This is a genomic window from Kitasatospora sp. NPDC091335, from assembly GCF_044757205.1.
In the GTDB taxonomy this organism is placed as follows: domain Bacteria; phylum Actinomycetota; class Actinomycetes; order Streptomycetales; family Streptomycetaceae; genus Kitasatospora.
The window spans coordinates 52,691-74,449 of the sequence record NZ_JBIVUM010000009.1; the positions used below are offsets into that span (position 1 = coordinate 52,691).

Annotated in this window: 21 protein-coding genes; 13 read left to right on the forward strand and 8 right to left on the reverse strand. The window is 68.9% G+C overall.

Annotated elements, in window-relative coordinates; all coding sequences use genetic code 11:
* The first annotated feature begins 26 nt into the window (after positions 1-26).
* From ACIQOW_RS20240 to ACIQOW_RS20255, 4 genes are read left to right on the forward strand one after another with little or no spacing between them, the layout of a single operon-like run.
* Entirely contained in the window at positions 27-1,172 is a 1,146-nt protein-coding gene (locus ACIQOW_RS20240) for an acyl-CoA dehydrogenase family protein (protein ID WP_401086871.1), read from the forward strand.
* Positions 1,169-1,906: an N-(5'-phosphoribosyl)anthranilate isomerase gene (locus ACIQOW_RS20245; RefSeq protein ID WP_401086873.1), complete on the forward strand. Its 738-nt coding sequence runs from the start codon at positions 1,169-1,171 to the stop codon at positions 1,904-1,906. The genes ACIQOW_RS20240 and ACIQOW_RS20245 overlap by 4 nt, the downstream gene beginning before the upstream one ends.
* Positions 1,903-2,625, forward strand: a complete 723-nt coding sequence (locus ACIQOW_RS20250) for an indole-3-glycerol-phosphate synthase (protein ID WP_401086874.1) — start codon at positions 1,903-1,905, stop codon at positions 2,623-2,625. Before ACIQOW_RS20245 ends, ACIQOW_RS20250 begins: the two co-directional genes overlap by 4 nt.
* Positions 2,622-3,464 carry an alpha/beta hydrolase gene (locus tag ACIQOW_RS20255; protein ID WP_401086876.1) on the forward strand — a complete coding sequence of 281 codons (843 nt, stop codon included), beginning with the start codon at positions 2,622-2,624 and terminating at the stop codon, positions 3,462-3,464. Before ACIQOW_RS20250 ends, ACIQOW_RS20255 begins: the two co-directional genes overlap by 4 nt.
* A gap of 253 nt (positions 3,465-3,717) precedes the next feature.
* Here the strand turns inward: ACIQOW_RS20255 and ACIQOW_RS20260 are convergent, their stop codons facing one another.
* From ACIQOW_RS20260 to ACIQOW_RS20290, 7 genes are all read right to left on the reverse strand, one after another.
* On the reverse strand, positions 3,718-4,281 hold the full coding sequence (locus tag ACIQOW_RS20260) for a DUF6875 domain-containing protein (protein WP_401086878.1): 564 nt from the start codon (positions 4,279-4,281) through the stop codon (positions 3,718-3,720).
* A 68-nt stretch (positions 4,282-4,349) separates the two neighbouring features.
* Complete coding sequence (locus tag ACIQOW_RS20265) at positions 4,350-4,949, reverse strand: hypothetical protein (protein WP_401086880.1); 600 nt, start codon at positions 4,947-4,949, stop codon at positions 4,350-4,352.
* 44 nt (positions 4,950-4,993) lie between these two features.
* Entirely contained in the window at positions 4,994-5,404 is a 411-nt protein-coding gene (locus ACIQOW_RS20270) for a hypothetical protein (protein ID WP_401086882.1), read from the reverse strand.
* Positions 5,405-5,415: 11 nt separating this feature from the next.
* Positions 5,416-6,183 carry a pyridoxal phosphate-dependent decarboxylase family protein gene (locus ACIQOW_RS20275; RefSeq protein WP_401086883.1) on the reverse strand — a complete coding sequence of 256 codons (768 nt, stop codon included), beginning with the start codon at positions 6,181-6,183 and terminating at the stop codon, positions 5,416-5,418.
* A gap of 387 nt (positions 6,184-6,570) precedes the next feature.
* Positions 6,571-7,323 (reverse strand): SDR family NAD(P)-dependent oxidoreductase, encoded by a 753-nt coding sequence (locus ACIQOW_RS20280; protein ID WP_401086884.1) that lies wholly within the window; start codon positions 7,321-7,323, stop codon positions 6,571-6,573.
* Positions 7,320-8,306 carry a 3-oxoacyl-ACP synthase III family protein gene (locus tag ACIQOW_RS20285; protein WP_401086886.1) on the reverse strand — a complete coding sequence of 329 codons (987 nt, stop codon included), beginning with the start codon at positions 8,304-8,306 and terminating at the stop codon, positions 7,320-7,322. Before ACIQOW_RS20285 ends, ACIQOW_RS20280 begins: the two co-directional genes overlap by 4 nt.
* A gap of 11 nt (positions 8,307-8,317) precedes the next feature.
* Positions 8,318-8,572 (reverse strand): hypothetical protein, encoded by a 255-nt coding sequence (locus ACIQOW_RS20290; protein ID WP_401086888.1) that lies wholly within the window; start codon positions 8,570-8,572, stop codon positions 8,318-8,320.
* Positions 8,573-8,875: 303 nt separating this feature from the next.
* Here ACIQOW_RS20290 and ACIQOW_RS20295 point away from each other — a divergent pair, with 303 nt between their 5' ends.
* From ACIQOW_RS20295 to tcmP, 8 genes are all read left to right on the forward strand, one after another.
* The gene (locus ACIQOW_RS20295; protein WP_401086890.1) at positions 8,876-9,772 is read left to right on the forward strand and encodes a class I SAM-dependent methyltransferase; all 897 of its coding nucleotides are present in this window, start codon (positions 8,876-8,878) and stop codon (positions 9,770-9,772) included.
* Between the two features lie 10 nt (positions 9,773-9,782).
* Positions 9,783-11,381, forward strand: coding sequence for a flavin-containing monooxygenase (locus ACIQOW_RS20300; RefSeq protein WP_401086892.1), 1,599 nt, complete (start codon positions 9,783-9,785; stop codon positions 11,379-11,381).
* Complete coding sequence (locus tag ACIQOW_RS20305; protein WP_401086894.1) at positions 11,378-12,916, forward strand: FAD-binding protein; 1,539 nt, start codon at positions 11,378-11,380, stop codon at positions 12,914-12,916. Before ACIQOW_RS20300 ends, ACIQOW_RS20305 begins: the two co-directional genes overlap by 4 nt.
* Before the next feature lie 90 nt (positions 12,917-13,006).
* Positions 13,007-13,480, forward strand: a complete 474-nt coding sequence (locus ACIQOW_RS20310; RefSeq protein WP_401086896.1) for an SRPBCC family protein — start codon at positions 13,007-13,009, stop codon at positions 13,478-13,480.
* On the forward strand, positions 13,477-14,313 hold the full coding sequence (locus tag ACIQOW_RS20315; RefSeq protein ID WP_401086898.1) for an alpha/beta fold hydrolase: 837 nt from the start codon (positions 13,477-13,479) through the stop codon (positions 14,311-14,313). The genes ACIQOW_RS20310 and ACIQOW_RS20315 overlap by 4 nt, the downstream gene beginning before the upstream one ends.
* Before the next feature lie 11 nt (positions 14,314-14,324).
* The gene (locus tag ACIQOW_RS20320; protein WP_401086900.1) at positions 14,325-14,969 is read left to right on the forward strand and encodes a 4'-phosphopantetheinyl transferase; all 645 of its coding nucleotides are present in this window, start codon (positions 14,325-14,327) and stop codon (positions 14,967-14,969) included.
* Between the two features lie 1,573 nt (positions 14,970-16,542).
* Positions 16,543-17,577 carry a tyrosine-type recombinase/integrase gene (locus ACIQOW_RS20325; protein WP_401086902.1) on the forward strand — a complete coding sequence of 345 codons (1,035 nt, stop codon included), beginning with the start codon at positions 16,543-16,545 and terminating at the stop codon, positions 17,575-17,577.
* Between the two features lie 183 nt (positions 17,578-17,760).
* Positions 17,761-18,912, forward strand: coding sequence for a three-Cys-motif partner protein TcmP (gene tcmP / locus ACIQOW_RS20330; protein ID WP_401086904.1), 1,152 nt, complete (start codon positions 17,761-17,763; stop codon positions 18,910-18,912).
* Between the two features lie 45 nt (positions 18,913-18,957).
* Here tcmP and ACIQOW_RS20335 read toward each other — a convergent pair whose 3' ends face one another.
* Entirely contained in the window at positions 18,958-19,713 is a 756-nt protein-coding gene (locus tag ACIQOW_RS20335) for a DUF5131 family protein (RefSeq protein ID WP_401086905.1), read from the reverse strand.
* Positions 19,714-20,059: 346 nt separating this feature from the next.
* On the opposite strand from ACIQOW_RS20335, the gene ACIQOW_RS20340 reads away from it, so the two are divergent.
* Positions 20,060-21,727: a DUF2397 family protein gene (locus ACIQOW_RS20340; RefSeq protein ID WP_401086906.1), complete on the forward strand. Its 1,668-nt coding sequence runs from the start codon at positions 20,060-20,062 to the stop codon at positions 21,725-21,727.
* The last annotated feature ends 32 nt before the right edge of the window (positions 21,728-21,759 follow it).

A 21,759-nucleotide genomic window follows, 5' to 3' on the forward strand; every position in this document is an offset into this window, starting at 1 on the left:
CATCAGTCCGATCAAAGGGGTCCGTCGTGCTTCGTTGGAACACCGACCAGGTAGATCTACGCGAAGGCCTGGAACGGTGGGGAGACGCACTCAGCGCAGACCACATCGAGCTCGACGAACAGTCCGCCTTCCCGCAGGACAAGTGGAAGGTCGTGCAGAAGACCGGCATCCTCGGACTGCCCTTCGACGAGGACTACGGAGGCATCGGCCAGTCCCTCCTCACCACCATGTACGTGCTGGAGGGCCTGGGCGCGTGCAACCGCGACTCGGGCCTCAGCTTCTCGGTCACCACGTCCATGTGCTCCACCGGAGTCCCGCTCCAGCAGTTCGGCACCGTGGAGCAGAAGGAGCGCTACCTGCCCGGGATCTGCTCGGGCGAGATGATCGGCGCCCATGCCGTCACCGAGGCCGAAGGCGGCTCGGATGCCATGGCGATGACCACCAGGGCCGTCCGTGACGGGGATGACTTCGTCATCAACGGCAGCAAGGTGTTCGTCAGCAACGGGCCGGTCGCGGACGTGATCGTGGTCTACGCCCGGACCCATCCGAACGGCGGCCCGCTCGGAACGACGGCGTTCCTGGTGGAGAGGAACATCCCCGGACTGACCGTGGGCAGGCCCGTCAAGAAGATGGGTCTGCGGACCTCGCCGCTGAGCGAGCTGTTCCTCGACGAAGTCCGGGTGCACAGGAGCGCGGTGCTCGGCCGGGCCGGGGGCGGGTTCCTGGTCCTGGACCACGTGATGAAGCGGGAGATCCTGTTCTCCTTCATCGTCATTGTGGGCGAAATGCAGCACCGCCTCGACCGGTGCGTCGACTACGCGACGACGCGCAAGTCGTTCGGAAAGGCGATCGGTTCGTACCAGAGCATCGCCAACAAGATCGTCGACACGAAGATCCAGCTGGAGACCGCCCGCAAATGGCTCTACGACACGGGCGAGAAGCTGGAAGCCGGCGAGGACGTCACCGTGGACCTCGCCATCTCCAAGCTCGTCACGAGCGAGAGCAATCTGGCGACCAGCCTCACCACCGTGCAGATCTTCGGCGGCCACGGCTACATGTCGGAGTACGGCCTGGAGCAGGACGTGCGCAGCGCCGTCGGCGGCACCATCTACTCCGGCACCAACGAGATCCAGTACAACCGCATCGCCTCGATGCTGGGACTCGGCAAGTGATCACCCAACACCCGCTGCCCCCGGCCCTGTTGAAGGTCTGCGGGGCCACGGCCTCGCGGGACATCGAGGCGGCGGCCGCCGCCGGGGCGCACTGCGTCGGGCTGTGGCACGGCGTATCCGGCGGCCCGTCGGAACTGGATCCGGACGGGCTCGCCGCCCTCTCCTCGGCGGCCCGTTCGGTCGGCCTGCTGCCGGTCCTGGTCACGTTCCTGGCTGATCCGGACCGGCTGACCGAGATCGTGCGGCGCACCGGCGTCGGCTGGGTGCAGCTGCACGCGTACCAGCCCCCGGCGGTCGTACGGGCCCTGCGCGGGGCGCTGCCCGCAGAGGTCGGCATCATCAAGGTGCTGCACGTGGCGGAACAGAGCGGCTGTGTGGAACGCCCGCTGATCGGCGCGTACGAGCGGGCCGGCACCGACCTCTTCCTCCTCGACACCACCACCGAGGACGGCCGGATCGGCAGCACCGGCCGCACCCTCGACCCGGCCCGCGTCAGGGACCTGCTGCCCCGGCTGTCCCGGCCCTTCCTGCTGGCCGGGGGCCTGACCCCGGCCAGCCGCCCCGCACACGAGGAGACCGTACGCCACCCCGGGTTCCGCGGTATCGACGTGGACACTGCGGTGCGCGACCCGTCGACCGGCGGCTTCGGGAGGGCGGAGGTCGCAGCCCTGGCTCGCGCCTGGTGCACGGACACCCGTGTCCCCGACCACCCCCGGATGGAGCCGTCGCGATGACGAAGCGGAACCGCACCGAGTTCTCGTTCCTCGAGGCCCTCCTGGCCTCCCCGACCCCCGTGGTGATGGAGGTGAAACGGCGCGACGCACACGGGTACGACCTGCTCGGCGGCAGGACCCCGGCCGAGATCGTCGGGGCGTACGAGACGGCGGGCGCGCCCTGTGTCTCGGTGGTGACGGGCCACTGGTTCGGCGGCTCGCCCGCCCTGCTGCGGGACGTGGCGGCGCTGACCGGCCTGCCGCTCCTCCAGAAGGACTTCATCACCAGGAAGGACCAGATCCGCACAGCGAAGGATCTCGGCGCGTCGGCGGTGCTGCTGACAGCAGCCCTGCTGCCCGGGTCGAGCATGCGCACGCTGGTGACGGAGTGCCTCCGGACCGGTCTCACCCCCTTCGTCGAGATAACGAAGGAGTCCGAGCTCGAACCGGTCCACCATCCCGCCGAGTGTGTGATCGCGGTCAACAACAAGGACATCAAGACACGTGAACGCGGCGCAGGTGACCCGGGCCGCTCCCTGGAGCTGCTCCCGGCGGTCCGTGCGACCGGCACCGCGTGCCCGGTGAGCGCGAGCGGCATCGACGACCCGGCCACCGCCGCCGGACTCCTGGACGCCGGGTTCGGCGGACTGCTGGTGGGCACATCGTTGCTGCGCAGCGGGTCGCCGGCAGCGTGGATGGACGCGGTGGCGGGTGCACGAACGGGACCGGCGGTCCGATGACGACTGCCCAAGACGGCATACTCGTGTACAAGCTGAACGCGGCGGGTGTCCCGCTGTCGGCGATCCTGGAGCTGCCGAAGGGCCTGGCGGCCCGGTCCACGATCCTGGCGATCCACGGCCGGGGCATGCGGGCGGCGTACTGGAACTCCTTCATTCCCCTCGCCACCGGCCTCGGGCATGCGGTACTGGCCGTCGACCGCCCCGGGTACGGCGACTCGGCACACCGGCTTCCCGAGGGCCAGACCTTGGCCGACCAGGCCGAAACGCTCCAGGCCGCCCTGAAGGAGCACGCCTGCGGGCACGACATCGGCGCGGGGGTCCTCCTCCTGGGCCACTCGGACGGCGGCAAGGTGGCCTTCCACACGGCCGCCGCGGAGGGCGGCGTACGGCTGCTGGGCCTGGACGTCTCGGGCGTCGGCTACCGGTACCACCCGCAGGCCCTGCGTCTGCCGTCCACCCTCGGCGGCGGGGCCATCGGGCTCAACTGGGGCCCCCTGCGCCTCTACCCTCACGGCACCTTCCGAGCCAGCCGCGCCCTGCTCTCCCCGACCCCGCCGCGCGAGTCGGCGGAGACGGTCCACTGGCCCGCCCAGTACGAGGCCCTGGCCCCGAACGTGCGCGTCCCGGTCCGGCTCACCTTCGCGGAGCACGAGGCCTGGTGGCGCCTGGACGATCCCACGCTGACGTCGATGACCTCCCGCCTGGCCTCGTCCCCGCGGGTGACCGTGGAGCACCTCCCCGCCGCGGGCCACAACATCAGCCTCGGCCGCACGGCCACCGCCTACCACCTGCGCGTCCTGACGTTCCTTGAGGACTGCCTGCTGGCCGCGCGGTCCTGACGCGCGGCCCCGACCGATCCGACGACCCGGCGGCGATGGTCCGCCACACCGAGGGATGCCGCGCACTCGGCATCCCCTTCGCCGCCGACCCCTCCCAGCACCTCGCCCGGCCGACCGGCGCGCGGGTACGCGCCTTCGTCGCGACGCCCGCCGGCACTTCATCAACGGAAGCCACGACGGCAGCCGGCATGACGACGGACGGCTGACCGCGCCTGACGGTACGGGCGCGGTCAGCCTCCGACGACAAGGGTGGTCAGGCGTTCACGACCAGGCTCACCAGCTGGTCCCGGATCCGGGCTGGGATCTCCGGCGCGAAGCGCTGGAGATAGTGGTCCACGTGCGACTCCTCGCTCACCAGGAACGGAAGGTCGAAGACCAGGAGCTTGCGGACCGCCAGCAGCGGCAGCGGGGCGCGCAGCGGGCGGAAGGCCTCGTTGTAGAGGCCCGGTTCCTCGCACACCGGGTGGAACTGTCCGATCATCAGCCCGTCCGCCACGAACTCGTCCTTCGCCTTGCGCTGGAGCTCGTCCAGTTCCACCGAGTCCGTGGGGTCGAAGCCCGGCAGGACCAGGAGGATGACCAGGAGTTCACGCTCCTCCGGCGACAGCGGCTCCGACAGGGCCGTATGGCGGGTGCGCAGCGAGTCGACCGCCGAGGCCAGGTCGTCGCAGTCGGCGGACGGCAGAGCCAGGTGGAACAGGTCCTTGCGCAGCGAAGGCTGAGTGTACGGGCACACCGGACCGGTCCGGCCCAGTTCGGGGTGGCCGGAGACCAGGAAGTCCCCGTTCCACCTGAGTACTTGCTGAAGCTGACCCAAGGAATCGGCCGGCACCTCGCCGCGGGCGACCTGGCCGGCGGTTCACGTCTGGATCAGGTCGTCTCCCCTCATCGGGGGTCCCTCCACATCGGTCGGAACGTAGGTCCGCCACCGGGCAGGACTATGTCCCTGCCCAGACGGCGGAAGCCGGCGCGTCGGCTCACGGCTTCGCCGCCCGGCGAGCTGGCTTCCGCGTAGACGCCCCCGGCTTCGGCGTCCGCGCGGGCCAGCAGGTCGCTGACGAGCCCGGAGATCAGACCGCCCTTCTGGCGTTCGGCGCGGACCGCGCCGAACGAGATGTAGTAGTGCGGCGGTTCCTGCGGATGGCGCTGCGCCTGCAGGTGGGTGATGGTGCGCAGTGCGTCCGTGTGCTCGCCCAGAACACCGGCGAAGGCCGCGTCCAGGGCTTCCTCGTCCGGTTCGGCGCCCGGCGGCAGGAAGAGCAGCACCGCATCGCCGTCAGGGGTGGTGAGCACCCCGTCGTAGGCGGCGGAAAGTTCGACGAACACTCGGAAGAATCCCGGCAGCAGCTCGGCCCGCAGCCGCTCGTCGGGGATCAGCCGGCGGGTCAGCGCGTCATCGTGGAAGCTGGAGGAGAGCAGGGCACACAGATGGGTGACGGTCGATCGACTCAGCCGGTTCGAGGAGGATGAAGCCGTCGTGGTCAAGACAAGGACCTCCGTTCAGAGGGGAAGGGATCGCGCGAGGGCGCTCAGGCCGTCGTACGGACGCCTGCGGCGAGGTCTTCCACACGAGCGTGCAGGGTCGGTAGGTAGTGCTCGAACTCCGGCTTGATCAGCACGCTGCGCATCACCCGGGCCGCCTCCGCGTCCGCTGCCACGTGCGGGTGACGTCGTGTGAACGCACCGGCATCGGCGCGCAGCACACTCAGGAACACCGGGTCCGCCTCCGCTGTCATGGCGTCTCGCAGCAGCCGCTGCGACGCCGCGTCGATCGAGGACAGCGAGGCGTCGGCGGTCGCCGGGAAGTACGTCACGATGTCGAGGTCCGGGTGCTGGTACAGCTCCAGTTCGCCGGACGCGGTCAGCAGGTCCGCCCACCTCAGCGCGGCCCTGCGGTTCGCGGAGAGGATCCGCCCGAAGCCGTCCGGGGTGAGCAGCAACAGTTGCAGGGTCAGCCACAGGCCGGCGGCCGCCGCGCCCGCCCGCGAGCACTCCAGCTGATCTCGCCGAGGTGCAGGTCCGAGTCGGTGAAGTATGTGTACGGCGAGTCGTGCGCGAAGTGCCGGCCCGCGTGCGGGTCCGGGAAGAGGACCGCCCCGCAGCCGTACGGTTGCAGCCCCTGCTTGTGCGGGTCCACCACCACCGAGTCGCATTCGGCGATCGCTCGCCAGAGCGCCGCTTCGATGTCTGCGGCGCCCGCCCTGCCGAGGACCGCGTAGAAGCCGCCGTACGCGGCGTCGACGTGCACCCGCGCCCCGTAGCGGCGCGCCAGTGGCAGCACCTCGTGCACCGGATCGACCGCTCCGAGCCCGGTCGTGCCCGTGGTGACGACGACCGTGCCGATCCGCCCGCCGCGTAGCGCCGACTCCAGCGCACCGAGTTCGATGCGGCCGTGCTCGTCGGCCGGGATCCGGTGGCCCTGCATGCCCAGGACGTGACACATCCGCTCATGGGTGTAGTGGCACTCGCTGCTGTACGCGATCCCGCGTTGCGGGTGCAGCTGCCGGGCGACGTACAGGGCCTCCAGGTTGGCGATCGTGCCGCTGGTGGTGAGGTGCCCGGTGCACTGGCCGAGGCCGAACATGGCCGCCGGCTCCGCAACCGCCTCACGCTCCATCTCGGTGGTCGCGGGACCGCCCTCGGCGGCGTGGTTGTTGGGGTTGAAGAGCATGGCGGTGAGGTAGCCGGTGACCGCCGCCGGGTGGGGCGGCTTGACCATCTGTCCCGCGTAACGCGGGTGAAGAACGGATAGTTGTGGTCCATCCGTTTGGCGAAACGCTCGAAGACCTCCGCGAACGCGTCGGGGTGCACGCGGTGCGCGTCGTGAGTCTCGTACGGGCCGAACCGCCCGCCCCACCGTTCCGCCACCCCGAGCGTGTGCGGCAGCCATTCGCGCAAGTCGTGCAGGTCGTGCAAGTCCACGGGACCTCCCCCAGCGGCCGCCCCCAGGGCGGCACGAGTCAGACGTACGCGGGCATGCGCACGCCCATGAGGAGGATCGCGAAGACCCCGCAAGACCCACGCAACGCCGGGCGAGGACGCGCCCAGTCAGGCGCTCGGCCGTACACGGGGCCCGGTGTACCAAAACGGTGGCGAGCGGGGGCGGTCAGGTGATGGACACGCCGCTGTCGATGCTGATGACCTGGCCCGTCATGCAGTCCTGGTCCAGGAAGAGCCCGAGACTGCGGGCGACTTCTTCGACCGTGACGAAGCGGGGGATGGGAGCCTTGTCCTCCATCCCCTCGATCACGCGATCCGGGAGAGTCTTCGTCATACCCGTGATCATGAAGCCGGGCGACAGCGCGTTCACCGTCACCCCGCGCCGGCCGCACTCCGCCGCGAGGGTGCGTGTGAGGCCGATCAGACCTGCCTTGGACGCCGAGTACGCCGTCTGGCCAGCCGTCGCGATGATGCCCGATGGGGAGACGACGTTGATCACCCGGCCCCACCGCTGCCGCAGCATGTACGGCACCGAGACCCGCGCGGCGTGGAAGGACCCGATCAGGTTGGTCTGGATCACCTGTGCCCAGTCCGCCGGGTTCTGCATCGCCATCAGGCTGTCCTTGCGGATGGCCCCGTTGTTCACGAGGACGTCCACCGGGCCCAGCTCGATGGTGATCTGCTCGTAGAGGGCCTGGGTGGCCTCCCACGAGCCGACATCACCGGTCACCAGGGCGGACGGGTTCGTCAGCTTCTCCTGGACGGCCTCGGCGGCCTCCCTGGAGCTGTTGTAGTGGACCGCGACCCGGCAGCCCAGCGCGTCCAGCTCCAGTGCCAGCGCCTGGCCCAGGCCGCCCGAGGCACCGGTCACGAGCGCGACCGGGTGCTCCGGGCACTGACCCGTACTGTTCTTGCTCATGCGGTGGCACCGCCCCATTCCATCAGGATCGAACCCCACGTCATGCCGGCCCCGAAGCCGGCCAGCAGGACCTTGTCGCCAGGCTTGATCCGGCCCGCTTCGAGGGCCTCCGTCAGCGCGATCGGAATCGACGCCGAGGCGGTGTTGCCGTATTTCTCGAGGTTGGTGACCAATGCCTCCTGCCGCAGCCCGGTGTGCGCCAGGACCGAGTTGATGATCCGGATGTTGGCCTGGTGCGGAACGACATGGTCGACGTCCGCCGCGTCCACCTTGGCCTTCTCCAACGTCTCGCGGACCGTGCGGACGGTGTAGCGGACGGCGTTGAGGTAGATCTCGTTGCCGTTGATCTGCGCGTAGTGGAGGCCCGCGGCCACCGTCTCCGCGGTGGTCGGCATCCGGCTCCCGCCGGCGAGTACCTTGAGCGAGCCGGCGCAGGAACCGTCCGCGCCCAGGTTCCATGCCTTGACCCGGTTCTCCGCGGCCGGCTGGATGACGACCGCACCCGCGCCGTCGCCGACGAGGATGGACAGGTCCCGGTCGGCCGGGTTGGCCGTCAGGGTATGGGTGTCGGAGCCGATCAACAGGATCGGGCGGGGGTCGATGGCGATCAGCGCCATCGCGGACACCAGCCCGTAGACGAAGCCCGCGCATTCGGAGTTGACGTCGTACGCGCTCCCCAAGATGCCCAGTTCGTGGTGGACGAACGCGGACGTCGCCGGGGACGGCTGTTCGGGAGTGGCGGTCGCGACGATGAGGTGGGCGATGTCGGCGCCGGTCAGGCCCGCCTTCTCCAGCGCGCGCCGGCCGGCCTCGGCGGCCAGGGAGGCGGTGGTCTGCCCGGGACCGACCGCCCGGCGCTCGCGGATGCCACAGCGGCTGACGACCCAGTGCTCGTCGACGCCGAAACGCTCGGCGAGTTCGGCACTGGTGACGATGCGTTCGGGCACCGCCATGCCCCACCCCGTGATGTCAAAGCCGGTCACGTCAGCCCTCGCTACGCCTGAGCCGGGACGAGCAGGACGATCTTCGCGTACACGTCACGCAGGGTGGTCGTGTCGTCGAGGTCGGCGAAGAGCGACTCGTCGGCCGGAACGTGCGGGTACTGGGTCTGGAAGCCGTACAGCCACTCCATCAGGTCCAGCGAGTCGACGTCCGCGATGTGCTGGAGCGGGGCGTCGGGGCTCACCTCTGCGGCACCCGAAACGGCCTCGAGCTGGCTCGCCAGTTCTTCGATGGTGGGCAGCGACATGGGGTCGGTCCTCTCGACAGTGCGTGTGTGCGATTTCGGGAGTGATGAAATCCCCGCCCCCGCAAGGAAGGCGCAAGACCGAGCCTTCGCCGTCCTCGAATGTGTTGGTCGGCGGGGCCGGCGCGACGGCCCCGCGGGGTGCTCGCGCTGTCAGGCGGGGATGCGCTGGTACTCCTGTAACAGCGCGGTCCCGGCCGTACCGCGAATCCGCCCCGTCTTGCGCACGCCTTGCGGTGCATCCGGTTTTCTCGGACGCGAGTTCGGAAGTACGCCCCGGCGGACAGTCAGAAGCGAGGATTCAGGATGACAACGGTCGCCCCCAAGTCGGTGGACCCCGAAGTCGATGCGATCAGGCACCACTACGAGGTCAGCAACGATTTCTACCGGCTCCTTCTGGGCCCCACGATGATGTACTCCGGCGGCTACTGGGAGGCCGGCGAGGACCTGGTCGCCACCCTCGACGAGGCCCAGGAGCGCAAGCTCGACAAGTTCGCCGAACTCGCGAACGTGGCGACCGGCGACGTCAAGCGCGTTCTGGACATTGGCTGCGGCTGGGGCACCATGCTCAACCGCCTGACCACCGTGCACGGCGCGGAGCAGGCCGTCGGCCTGACCCTGTCCCGCACCCAGGAGGCCTTCATCGCGGGCCTCGGCAACCCGCGCATCACCACGCTGGTCCAGAGCTGGGCGGACTACAAGGTCGCGGACGACAGCGAGAAGTACGACGCCGCGTTCTGCATCAACGCCCTGGAGCACTTCGTCTCCTCCAATCTGCCGCCGAAGGAGCGCACCAAGCGCTACCGCTTCTTCTTCCAGCAGGTCGCGAACGCCCTGAACCCCGGCGCGAAGTTCGTACTCCACACCATGACCGCCGAGGCGCTGCCGATGAACCGCGCGCTCCTCGACGACCTGAAGTTCCTCCAGCGCTCCGAGTTCGCGGGCTGCCACATCCCGCACCTGAGCGAGCTGAGCGCCGCTGCCGAGGGGCTCTTCGAGATCGACGAGATCGTCAACGAGCGCGAGTCCTTCGCGATGGCCTGCCGCGCCTGGCTGGTCCTGCTGGCCGAGCGCCGGGACGAGGCCGTCGCCATGGAGGGCGAGGAGGTCGTCAACCGCTTCGAGCGTTACCTCGACATCTTCGCGTACACGCTCGAGGACAAGTTCTTCAACAACTTCCGCGTCACCATCACCCGCCGCTGAGGAGGACGACGTGACGAGCATTCTCGAGCCGGCCAAGGACGGCGGGGCACCTACGGGCACCGGGACGGTCTCCGGCGGGCACGGCCCGACCCGGCATCTGCGGGTCGCGGTGATCGGCACCGGCTTCTCGGGCCTGGGCACCGCCATCCGGCTGCTGCAGTCGGGCATCGACGACTTCCTGCTGTTCGAGGGGGCCGACGAGGTCGGCGGGACCTGGCGCGACAACAGCTATCCGGGGTGCGCGTGCGACGTCATGTCCCACCTCTACTCGTTCTCGTTCGCCCAGAACCCGAACTGGAAATCCACCTTCGGCAAACGCGACGAGCTGTACGCGTACCTGCGTGAGACGGCCGACCGCTTCGGCGTGCGCCCACACATTCGGTTCGGCCATGAACTCCTGGCCGCTCGCTGGGACGACGTCGGAAGGCACTGGAAGATCGAGACCTCGCAGGGCGACTACACCGCGCAGATCCTGGTCACCGGCACCGGCTACCTCAGTGAGGCGGCCGTACCGGACATCAAGGGCCTGGCGGATTTCGACGGGAAGATCTTCCACTCCTCGAACTGGGACCACGACCACGGTCTCGCCGGCCGCCGGATCGCCGTCATCGGTACGGGCGCCTCGGCCATCCAGTTCGTCCCGAAGATCCAGCCCGAGGTCGGGCAGCTCGACCTCTACCAGCGCACGCCTCCGTGGGTCGGCCCGAAGAAAGACAAGCCCACCAGCCCGCTCCAGGCCAAGCTGCTGCGCTCGGTGCCCGGCTACCAGAACTTCCGGCGGAACTTCAACATGTGGGGCCGGGAGGTCCTGGCCTTCGTGATGGCCCGCCCGAAGGTCGCCGGGAAGATGCAGAAGATGGCGAGCGACCATCTGAAGAAGTCGGTCCCGGACGAGGCGTTGCGTGCCAAGCTCACGCCCGACTACGTCATGGCGTGCAAGCGGCTGCTCTTCTCCAACACCTGGTACCCGGCGCTCCAGCAGCCCAACGTGGAGCTGATCACCGATGGGATCGAGGAGGTCCGCGCCAAGTCGATCGTCGGCAAGGACGGGGTCGAGCGCGAGGTCGACACCATCATCCTCGGCACCGGGTTCCAGGCCACCGACCGTCCGGTGGCGCGCCGGATCTGGGGCCGGGGCGGCGTGCAGCTGCGCGAGGCGTGGAAAGACGGCATGTCCGCACACCGCGGCACCACCATCGCCGGCTTCCCCAACCTCTTCATGCTGCTCGGCCCGAACACGACGTTGGGGCACTCCTCCCAGGTCGTGATGATCGAGGCGCAGATCGCCTACGTCCTCGACGCGCTGAAGCAGATCGAGAAGCGCGGCCTGGCCAGCGTCGAGGTCCGGCAGGAGGCGCAGGATGCCTACAACAAGGCGCTCGACGCCAGGCTCGACGGCACCGTGTGGAACGCGGGCAACTGCAAGAGCTGGTACCTGGACGCGAACGGCCGCAATCCGTCGATCTGGCCGACGTACACCTGGCGCTTCCGCAGCCAGACCAAGCGCTTCGACCTGAGCGAGTACCAGCTCGCCTCGCAGGTGCGCACCAGCAAGGCCGGTACCTCACCAGTAGCAAGTCATGCCGATCGGGAGACGGACTTCAGATGAGCACTACCCCAAGAACCGCCGCCGGGGCCTCCGAGGACGCCGTCGCGCAGCCGTCGCGACGCAAGTTCCTCGGCGGCATCGCCGCCGCGGCTGTCGTGGTCGGCTGGAACGCGGTCGACCGGACCTGGGCGACGGCCGCCGAGGCCGCCGGCGACGCGCGCGTCGTCCCGGTGCCGGCACTGAGCGGCACGCTGGAGGCGGCGCCGGCCACGGTCGAGGCCTTCGGCAAGGACTTCGGCCACCTGTGGGACGCCCCAGGCAACAGGCCGTGGGCCGTGCTGCGGCCGGGCGGGATCGACGACATCGTCGCGATCGTCAACTACGCCCGGGCCAACGGCATCAAGGTCGCGGTCAACGGGCAGGGCGGTAGGGGCGCCGACCTCGAATCGCACTCCGTGTACGGCCAGGCCCGGGTCCCCGGCGGCATCTCCATCGACGCCAAGGGCATGTCGAAGATCCTCTCGATCGGCAGCGACCACGCCGTGGTCGAGGCCGGTGTGACGTGGGGCCAGCTGACCGACGCCGCCCTGGCGCTGGGCAAGACCCCGCCCGCGCTGACGGACTACATGCACCTCTCGGTCGGCGGCACCATCAGCGTCGGCGGTATCGGCGGCACCGTACAGAGGTACGGCCTGCAGTGCGACACCGTGCAGTCCATCGACATCGTCACGGGCGACGGCAAGCTGGTCACGGCCAGCCCGTCGGTGCGGTCGGAGCTGTTCAACGCGGCGCTGGCGGGCGGCGGCCAGGTCGGCATCATCGTCCGGGCAACGGTCGCGCTGATCCCGGCGCCGGCGCGGGTGGTCCTCCTCAGCCTCTTCTACAACGACGTGGAGACCTACCTCGCGGACGCCGAGCAGGTGATGGAGGACGGCCGGTTCGAGATCCAGGCCGGCGAGATGCTCCAGAAGCCGGACGGTTCAGGCTGGCGCTACAAGATGGAGGTCGGTGCCGCCTACGACACGACCCCGCCGGACCGCGACGGGCTGCTGGCCGACCTGAGGGACGTACGGGCCGACGCGGTCATCGAGGATATGACGTACCGGGCGTACGCGTTCCGGATCGACGCGGCCGAGGCGTATCTGAAGCAGGCGGGTTACTGGCCAGGGCCCAAGCCCTGGCTGAGCATGTTCCTGCCGGCGTCGAAGGTGAAGACCTTCATGAAGCAGGTCGAGCAGGAGCTGACCGCGGCCTCGCTGGGGGGCGGGTTCCTGCTCTTCTACCCGTACGTCACCTCGAAGATCGGGCGGCCGCTGGCGATACAGCCGAACGAGTCGGCCGCCTATCTCTTCGACCTGCTGCGCTTCCCCAACCCGGGTGAGCCGAACATCCAGGGCATGCTCGACCAGAACCGCCGACTGTACGACACCGCGGTGGCCATGGGTGCCAAGCGCTACCTGGTGGGCGCGGTACCGAACATGACCCAGGCCGACTGGAGGGCCCACTTCGGTAACCGCTGGACGGCCTTGCGCGCAGCCAAGGCGAAGTACGACCCCAAGAACCTCTTCACTCCCGGCCAGGGCTTCTTCGCCTGACCGCGACCCGAGCGCGGCCCGGCCGGACGTAAAGTCCCGGCGGCGGGGACGGGGCCCCCGCCCTTTTCCGTATCCACTGGAGGCTTCGGCATGACGACGTACGACCTGATCGACGAGGCGGTGATCGACGTTCCGGCAGACGCCGTCTGGTCCGCGCTCGTCGCTGAGTTCCGCGGTGCGAGGAAGTGGTGGGTCCCCGCCAACACGTTCACCACGGTCTCCGGCGCCCCCGACGCCGTGGGCGGCAGGGTCAGCGTGACGGTGCACGCCAAGGGTGTCGACAAGGGCGGGCTGAAGCTGCGGTTCACCTCGCGCACCGTCGCGGTGGAGCCGGGTCGCCGCCTTGAGGTCGAGTACGTGGACGGCGTCTTCCGGGGCACCAGCACCTTCCTTCTCGAACCCCTGGCGGACGGCCGTACCCGGATCTCCATGCACTTCGACGGTAGCCCGCACGGCTGGCTGAAGCTGCTGGCCAAGGTCGCGGACCTGGGCGCGGAGCACTCCAAGGGCACCCTCGCCGCCTTCGTGTCGCTGGACCGGCAGCTGTCGGCGGTACCGCGGTGACGACGGCCCAGGACCTCACTCGCGAGCTGACGGCCCGTACGGATGACGGCGCCGGACTCGCGGTCACCGTCCTCGCCCCGCTGGCCGGCACGCCTTCGGCCGTCGACGTGGTGCTGGTGCACGGGTGGGCGCATGCACGCCGGGTGTGGGGCACGGTCGCGGACCGCCTGATCCGGGCAGGCCACCGCGTGGTGCTGTACGACCAGCGCGGTCACGGCGCCTCCACCCTGGGCCGTACGCCGGTCTCGGTGGAACGGCTGGGCGCCGACCTGGCAGCCGTGCTGGCGGAGACGAGCGCGCACGAGGCGGTGGTCGTGGGCCACTCGGGCGGCGGATTCGCCGCTCTGTCGTACGCCACCACGTCGCCGTCGGCGGGCCGGCTGCGCGGGCTGGTGCTGCTGGGCACGGCGGCACACGGCCAGGACACCCCGGACGGCGAGGTGAAGATGATGGGCAGCACCCTCTTCACCAAGGCCCTCCACCGGCCGTGGCTCGGGCGGAAACTGCTCGGCTCCACCATGGGCAAGGGTGTGGATCCCGTCGTGCGGGACGTGAACCGCCAGCTGTTCGCCGCGACGGTCCCCCAGGTCCGGTCGGACTTCTTCCGGTGCACCCGCGGCTGGGACGTCCGTGCGGCGCTGGCGTCCGTTACGGTCCCGGCGGTGGTCCTGCACGGTGAGGCCGACAAGGTGATCGACTCGGCCCTGGCGGAGACACTCGCGAGAGTCATCCCCGGCGCCCGCTTCGAACGGGTCCCGCACGCGGGCCACATGCTGCCGCTGGAACGCCCACTGCTCGCGGTCTCGGCGGTTGTCGAACTCGCCTCGCGATGAGGTGATCGGCCGTGATCGAGGCACTCCTGCCGCCGGGCGTCATGTCGTCGGAAGCCTTCGACGACATGGCGCCCGCGCCACTCTTTCCGGCCGAGGCGGCCCTGATGGAGGGCCGCCGGGCGCGCCGGCGCGCCCAGTTCGCGACGGCCCGCGCCTGCGCCCGCCGCTGTCTTGCGGAACTCGGCCACCCACCGGCCCCGCTGCTACCGGGCCCGGGCGGTGCCCCCGGGTGGCCGTCGGGCGTGGTCGGCAGCATCACCCACTGCGAGGGGTACCGAGCCGCGGTGGCCACCCCGGCCTCCGCGGCGGCGGCTCTCGGCATCGACGCCGAACCGGCCGACCCGCTCCCCACGGGCGTACTCGGCCTGATCGCCTCGCCGGTGGAACTCGCCCACTTGGACGCCCTCGTGCGGGCCGATCCCTCTCTGCCCTGGGACCGTATCTTCTTCTCCGCGAAGGAGGCTTCCTACAAGGCCTGGTACCCGGCCACCGGCATCTGGCTCGGTTTCCGCGACGCCACCCTGTTCCTGTCCCCCGCGGGCACCTTCACGACCACCCTCCGCCCTCCGGTCGCCCCGCCTGTGAACCCGGTGTACGAGGGCCGCTGGCTGAGTTCCGACTGCCTGGTCGTGACGGCGGTCTCACGCGGGAGCTAGCCTGAGCCCTCCGACCACACGCAGGTGCACCTCGCCTCGTGGTGGATCGGAATCGCCCGGTATCGCATCCGGCCCTGTACGCCTCCCCCACGCGTCGGCACGCCGCAATGTGCCTCCCCCACTATCCCTCCACGGCTATTTGCCTGCGCACTCGCCGACCCCGCTCGAAAACTGGGTCAGACTGCAGCGCGGCTTCACCCACCGCGCAGAAACCGCTGTCCAAGAACAAGCGGGAATTTCAGGAAGCAGATCACGCCACGCCTTCGACGAAGGCGCTCACGGTCACATCACCTCGCCCGAATCCAACTCTTGGGCAGCCGTTGCGCCTGTCGGCCGCACTTGATCGACGGAATGAAGCGTCAAGTGCAAACGCCTTGGCCGGAATCGGCGATCACAATGGGCAACCATCAATCCCATTTTTGGCGATAGACAGATCGGGCATACAGAAAGGATACGTGCATAGGGTCGCCGGTACACAACCCCGAGCAACATCAGGCCTCAGCGCAGGGCAGTGAAACCGTGAGACGGATGTGAGAGGAACGCTCCGGAGCACGCCGAAGGCCGCTTCCTCACGAAGGAGAAAACGGCCTCTGACCTGCGACAATGGAGCGAACTCCAGTCGGGACGACAGGATTTGAACCTGCGACCCCTTGACCCCCAGTTTAGTAGGGATATCCTATTACCCCTCAAAATGCGCCCATGCACACGTCGTACGCGTGCAGACGAGCATGTTCCGCGCACCTCGCGCGGCAGCGCGCATGACGTGTGGTCCCCAGCTGGTCCCCAGGTCAGGGGCTTGACGGAGGGTCCGGGTGGCGTTCATGTCTCCAGGGTAACGCCACTCCGGCCGTCAATCCAGTGATTCCAGTGGATCACCCAAAGAGCCACCGGACAGAAACCGATGAGTTCTGGCAGAGATTATCTGGCTCAGGCCGAACGCCAGCCGGAGATTGGTCACCAGAAATCCCACTATCGCCAATTCTGTTTGACCTCGCAGGAATTCCCGACGCCCGCCACCGCTCACTCCGGACCGCTTCGAGGCCCGGCGCCACGCACCGCACGTGCTCCGGGTTGTACGAGCCCGACAACCCACGGCCGACCGGCAGACCGCCTCCTCCCGGGCCATCGCCACTCCTCGCGACACCGAGCCGGTGCGGGCCGATGCTGCGCGATCAAGCTGCCCTACCCGCCATTCGCGCACCGTGATCACCCTCGCGGCGTGTCGCCAGCGCGTGTCCCGGCCCGTCGGCCTTGCCCATGCTCCACACCCCGCTACGCACGCTCTGCCGCCACGCCCATCACTTCCATAACTCTGGACACGCCATCACCGCCAGGTTCGAGGAGGAGTCCCATGGCGCAGCGTCCGAAGCGGGGCAGGGTGTATCGCAGGTGCGGGTGCAAGGACGGGAGCAGCGGGAAGCAGTTGGGTTCGTGGTGTCCGCGGCTGGCCGCCGATGCCGCGCACGGGCGGTGGACGTACGCGGTGGACCTGGCACCGGAGGACGGCAGGCGCCGTACTCGGCGGCGGGGCGGATTCGCCAGTCGCGCGGAGGCGGCGAGGGAGATGGCACGGGTGCTGGATGCCGAGTACCGGGGCGTATACGAGGACCGGACACTGCGGGTCGGCATGTTCCTGTACGAGTGGCTTGAGTCGAAGCGGCCGGCGCTGGCCCCCAACACCTGGACGGGCTACCGGGCGTGCATCGAGCGCGACCTGGTCCCCGCCTTCGGCGGCATGCTGCTCATCGACCTGCAACCCAAACACATCGACGCCTGGGTGAACGCGCAGCTCGCCGCCGGCCGCGGGCGCACCACCGTTCACCACGCGGTGGCGATGCTGCGCAACGCCCTGAACCACGCCGTGCGCACCTGGCGGCTGCGCTACAACCCAGCCAAACACTCCGTACCCGCCAAGCCCCGCGCCGCCGAGCGCACCTGCTGGACCCCCGACCAAGCCGCCGCGTTCCTTCGGCACAACACCGAGCACTACGCCGACCGGCTCACCGACCTGTTCGAGGCCATGCTCGGCACCGGCATGCGCCGCGGCGAAATCCTCGCCCTGCACTGGTCCGACGTCCACCTCATGGACCGCCAGCTCTACGTCCGCTGGACCCTGACCGCCGTGAACAACGGGAAGATCCACCTCAGCGAGCCCAAGACCGAAGCCAGCCGCGCCTGGATCAGCCTCTCCCCCAGAGCCATGGCCGCCCTCCACCGCCAGGCCGCCCTCCAGATGGCGGCCCACCCGGAAGGCAGGCTGGATGGGCTGGTGTTCGCCCGTCCAGACGGCGAACCCCTGCGCCCGCAGTGGGTCCTCAACCAGCTCCGCAAACGCACCGCAGAACTCGACCTGCCGAAGATCGGCCTTCACGACCTCAGGCACACCGCGGCCAGCATCATGATCGCCGCCGGCATCCCCCTCGCCGTCGTCTCCAAGACCCTGCGCCACTCCAACCTCGCCATCACCGTCGATCTCTACGGCCACCTCCTCAAGGACTCCGCCGACGACGCCGTCAAGGCCCTCTCCGCTGCACTCGACCGCGCCGACACCGAGGTCACTGGCCAGACGGGTCGCCGTGTCGAACACGGCTTCGGGACGGCGGCGTGATCCGCAGGTAGGGACTCTCCGGCCGGCCGCCGACCAGACCGCAGATTCGGCCTGCGCGCCGGCACGGGCACTCGCCACTGCGGGCGTCCATTTCCGCGATCTACTGGACACGGAGCGTGTGGGGCACCAATCTGATCTCTGGCCACGTTCTGCACGGCCAGTGCCGACTGCGCAGGGGGGAAGATGGCAAGGCGTAAGCAGGAGTTGAAGAACGAGCCGGTGTGGCGAAGCGACCCGCACACCCAGGTGAAGCACCTGGTCTACCGCCACTACTTGCAGTGCTGGATGGGGAAGATCCTCCAGACCTTCAAAGAGGCGACGATTGTCGACGCCTTCGCTGGCCCTGGTGTCTACAAGGACGGTCCGCCTGGCTCGCCGATCGTCGTGGCTAAAACGTTCCTGGAGCACTCAGCCAGGGGCCGCTTCAACCGGTTGAACCTCATCTGCCTGGAGGAACGGCCCGACCGGGTGGAAGAGTTGAGACGGCAAATTGATCTTCTGCCGCGCGACCCCCGTCTACGGATCACGGTGGCGGAGCCCGGTCGTGCCGTCGACCGCCAGGCCGAACTGTCAGCGCTTGCTCACCAGGGCGATCCCGACAGGCCTGTGCTCTGGCTGCTCGACCCGTTCAATCTGAAGAGCCTTCCCTTCGAACTAGTCAAGGCTTGCACCCAGGGCCGACGCGATGAGGTTCTGGTGTCGCTCTTCACCGGTGAGCTCCACCGGTTCTGCGAGCAGCCCGCCTTTGCGCCGGTCATGGATGCCTACTTCGGGGGCGGGGCCTGGCAGTCGGCAGTCGGAAAGTCGGGCCAAGTGGCCCGCAAGGAGGCGTTCGCGGACGCCTACCGCGCGGCGCTGGGCGAAGCCGGCCTACTCAGTGGGCATTTCGGCATCCAGGTCAGCAGGGACTCGGCTCGCTATCACCTGGTGCTGGCCACTCACAGCGAGGCGGGCCTCGCATGCTGGAACCCGGTGAAATGGAAGCTGGACGCCTATACCGGAAAGGGGGCGTCGGCACACGACATCGCGCAGCTCGGCCTGTTCGGTGAGGCTGATGTCAGCTCGCTCGAGAGCGCGCTCAGGGCACACTCCGGCATGGAGTGGTCCTGGTCCGCGCTGACCAGTGAGGCCCTGCGCCTTGGGTACAAGGAGGCGCACCTGCGAACCGCCCTGGACGACCTGGCCCAGGAGGGCCTGGCATTTCGCGTGCAGCCGGTGAAGGCCAACACCCGGTGGCCGCATGACAGCGTTGTCCGGTTCTACAACGAGGAGGACCTGGAGGAGGACGGCTTCGAGGACATCGAAGCCGACTCCGGCCAGGGCCGCCTCGTCTGAGCTCCAGCGAACGGTGGGGCGGGGCCGCCCGCGTGGGTGCGGTTCCTAACGGGCAGCTTCGAGGCGGTGGGCCGGCATTTCGTCCCAGAGCCGTCCGTCGAGCTCGCGGCCGTTGGCCTTGGGTGTGCTTCCGCCCCACTGCTTGAAGAAGAACGGCACGTCTGCCTCGTCGCAGGCATCCCGAACGTCTTCCACCCAGGCGGTCTCCATCGGCCGGTGTCCTGGTCCGGACTCACCGCCGACGATGACCCAGTCGATGTTTTCCAGGTTCAAGCCGTCCAGTGGGCCGAGCAGGGGCTCGCAGCTCAGGAAGCGCACCGCGGCCGGAACTGTCCGGAGGTCGTCGATCCGGTCGAGGGACTCGGCGTTCTCCACGGACACTCCCATCCACACGTTCGGCGGCCAGTCCAGACTTCCAGCGACCTTCCGCAGCCGGCGGGCTCGCTTCGTCAGGATCTGGTAGGTGTGCTGGGGGGTCTCGGTCATCACCTCGAACACCCGCTGGACGAAGTCCAGCGGCACCCGGGCGTGGAAGAGATCCGACATTGAGTTGACGAAGACGGTGCGCGGACTGCGCCACCCGTAGGGGATCCTGAGCGCGGCTTCGTGCGTCGTCAGGCCGAACCCCGGCCCGGAGGTGCGGGGGTCGCCATCATTCTGGTACTTGAGGGAGCCCATCGCCTTGAGGCGTCTGGCCAGCGCAAGGGCGTAGCAGTTGTCGCACCCCGCCGAGATGCGGTCGCAGCCCGTGGTCGGGTTCCAGGTCGCCTCGGTCCACTCAATACCCGTACGGTCGCTCACTGCCTCGCCTGCCTCTCGCCGGGTGGACACGCTACTGGCACTGCGGCTTCCACGACGGCTTTCCCCGGAACACGCACCGTTCGAGTGGCTCCCATCCCATGATACGAACAAATGTTCACAATAGCTGGGCGAACAGTCGCGCAGTCAAGAGGCCCCGCCGCCATCGGACTTGAGTCCAGACCACCAGCATGGGTGATCGACGCCGACGGGAGGTGCGGCCGATTGTCGCCGCCGCGCTGTTGCGGCTACAGCCAGGCGGAGAGGGGAATTCCGCTTTCGGCAGCTCTCTCATTGGGCATTCGTCGAAGTGATTCGACTCGGCGCCAGGCCAATTACATTCGCCTTTTTGTTCTATTTCCGTGAATTGTCAGTGCTTCTCTTTATGGTGCTCGGTGTCGCTGTGTCGTGGGAGTCGGACACTGGTCGCTGTGCCGTGTCTGGCTTCGGCTGGCTGCTTGCCTCGGCCATCGACGTGTCCGGGGAGTCGTACTCGAAAGGGCAACTGAAGGTGACCGGTGCCTGGTGGCGCATGCTCGACACGGACCTGTTCGGGGTCTTCGCCGACAAGGACGACGAGCGGAGGGAGTTGTCGGCGGCGGTACTCGGAGCGCTGCTGCTGGCGAGCAGTCGCGGGCCGATGTGGACCTTGTCCGACATCCGTGGGCTCCTCTCCGAGGTCGGATACGTCGATCTGGTCGGCAACGAGGCCCTGTCGGACGTTGTGGAGAGGCTCACGGACACGGGGTACGTGACCCGTTTCCGGAACTACAGCGCCCCGGTGGGCAGCTACGCCGATGGCGGGCGACGGCGTGAGGCGTGGTCGTTGACCCGGGAGGGGCGGGTGATGGTCGCCGCCGTGCGGGAGGCCGTGGGGCGGCTTGACCGTACCCTGCAGCTGCCGCCTCGGCTGCTCGATGCTGTGGAGCAGACCTTGCGCGGGCTGCTGCTTCACTTCCGGGAGGATGCGGGGATGCTCGCCCCGGCGCTGGCGCAGGTCAACGCGCATCTGGAGCAGTTGCAGGAGGCGGGCGGCGACTTCTACAGCGCGGTGGGGACGTTGGCCCAGCACGATGTCAGCAACGACGCCGTGTTCGCGACGAGCCGCGAGCACATTCTGCTGGCTCTGCGGCAGTTTGCCCGGCGCACCGAGCAGTCCTTGGGGCGGGTGCGGTCGGCCTTCGACGAGCTGAACGCAGTGGGTGTCGCGTCAGTGGTGAGGCGGGCTCTGCCAGGTGCCGGCATCTTGGAGCCCGAGGCCCAGGACAGCTGGGCCGCTGCCAGGGAAAGGGAGTTGGGCGACCTTCAGGCATGGTTCACGCCCAGGGGGTCCATTGAGCGTCTCGTGGATGCGGCCGCAGACGCCATCCACGCGTTGCTCGGCGCCATCGACCGCCGCTACTACGCCACGACGCGTGGCAGTGACGTGGGTGCGGACTTCCGGCAGATCGCTCGGATGCTGCACGCGCAGCCGACGACTGCCGCTACCTATGAGGTGTTCGCGGCGGCGTTCGGGATGTGGCCGGCGCGCCATGCGCTCGCGCCGGCCGAGGAGGACATCGCCGTCCACGACACCGCGTCGGCCGGGGCCTGTCAGGAGGTGAAGGTCGTCCTGCGCAGTACCGAGCGTGGTGCGAAGTCGACCGGGCGCCCTCGCAAGATCCCGGACCTCGGCCTCGAACGGCGCCAGGGAGAGGCGCAGAACGACGCGGAGCTGGACCGGCTGGAGGCGATTGCGCGCGATCTGGCCACTCCGGGCCCTGTTCCGCTGTCGTTCTTCAAGGGGCTGGCCGCGGACCACACGGCGGTGCTGGTCGGGCTGCTGGAGGAGGCCCTGAACGGTTTCGACGACTCCGCCGGGTGCGGGTCGACCTACACGGTCGGCGCGGCGCTGACCCTGTGGCCTGGCGATCCGGAGCAGATGGTGACCGTGGAGTTCGCGGACGGGACGTTGACCGCGCCGGATGTGCTCATCGAAGTCAGCCTGCTGGACTACAAGGAAGGGACGGTTGCGTGATGAGTGCTCAGTCTCGTCCTGCGGGCAGTGGA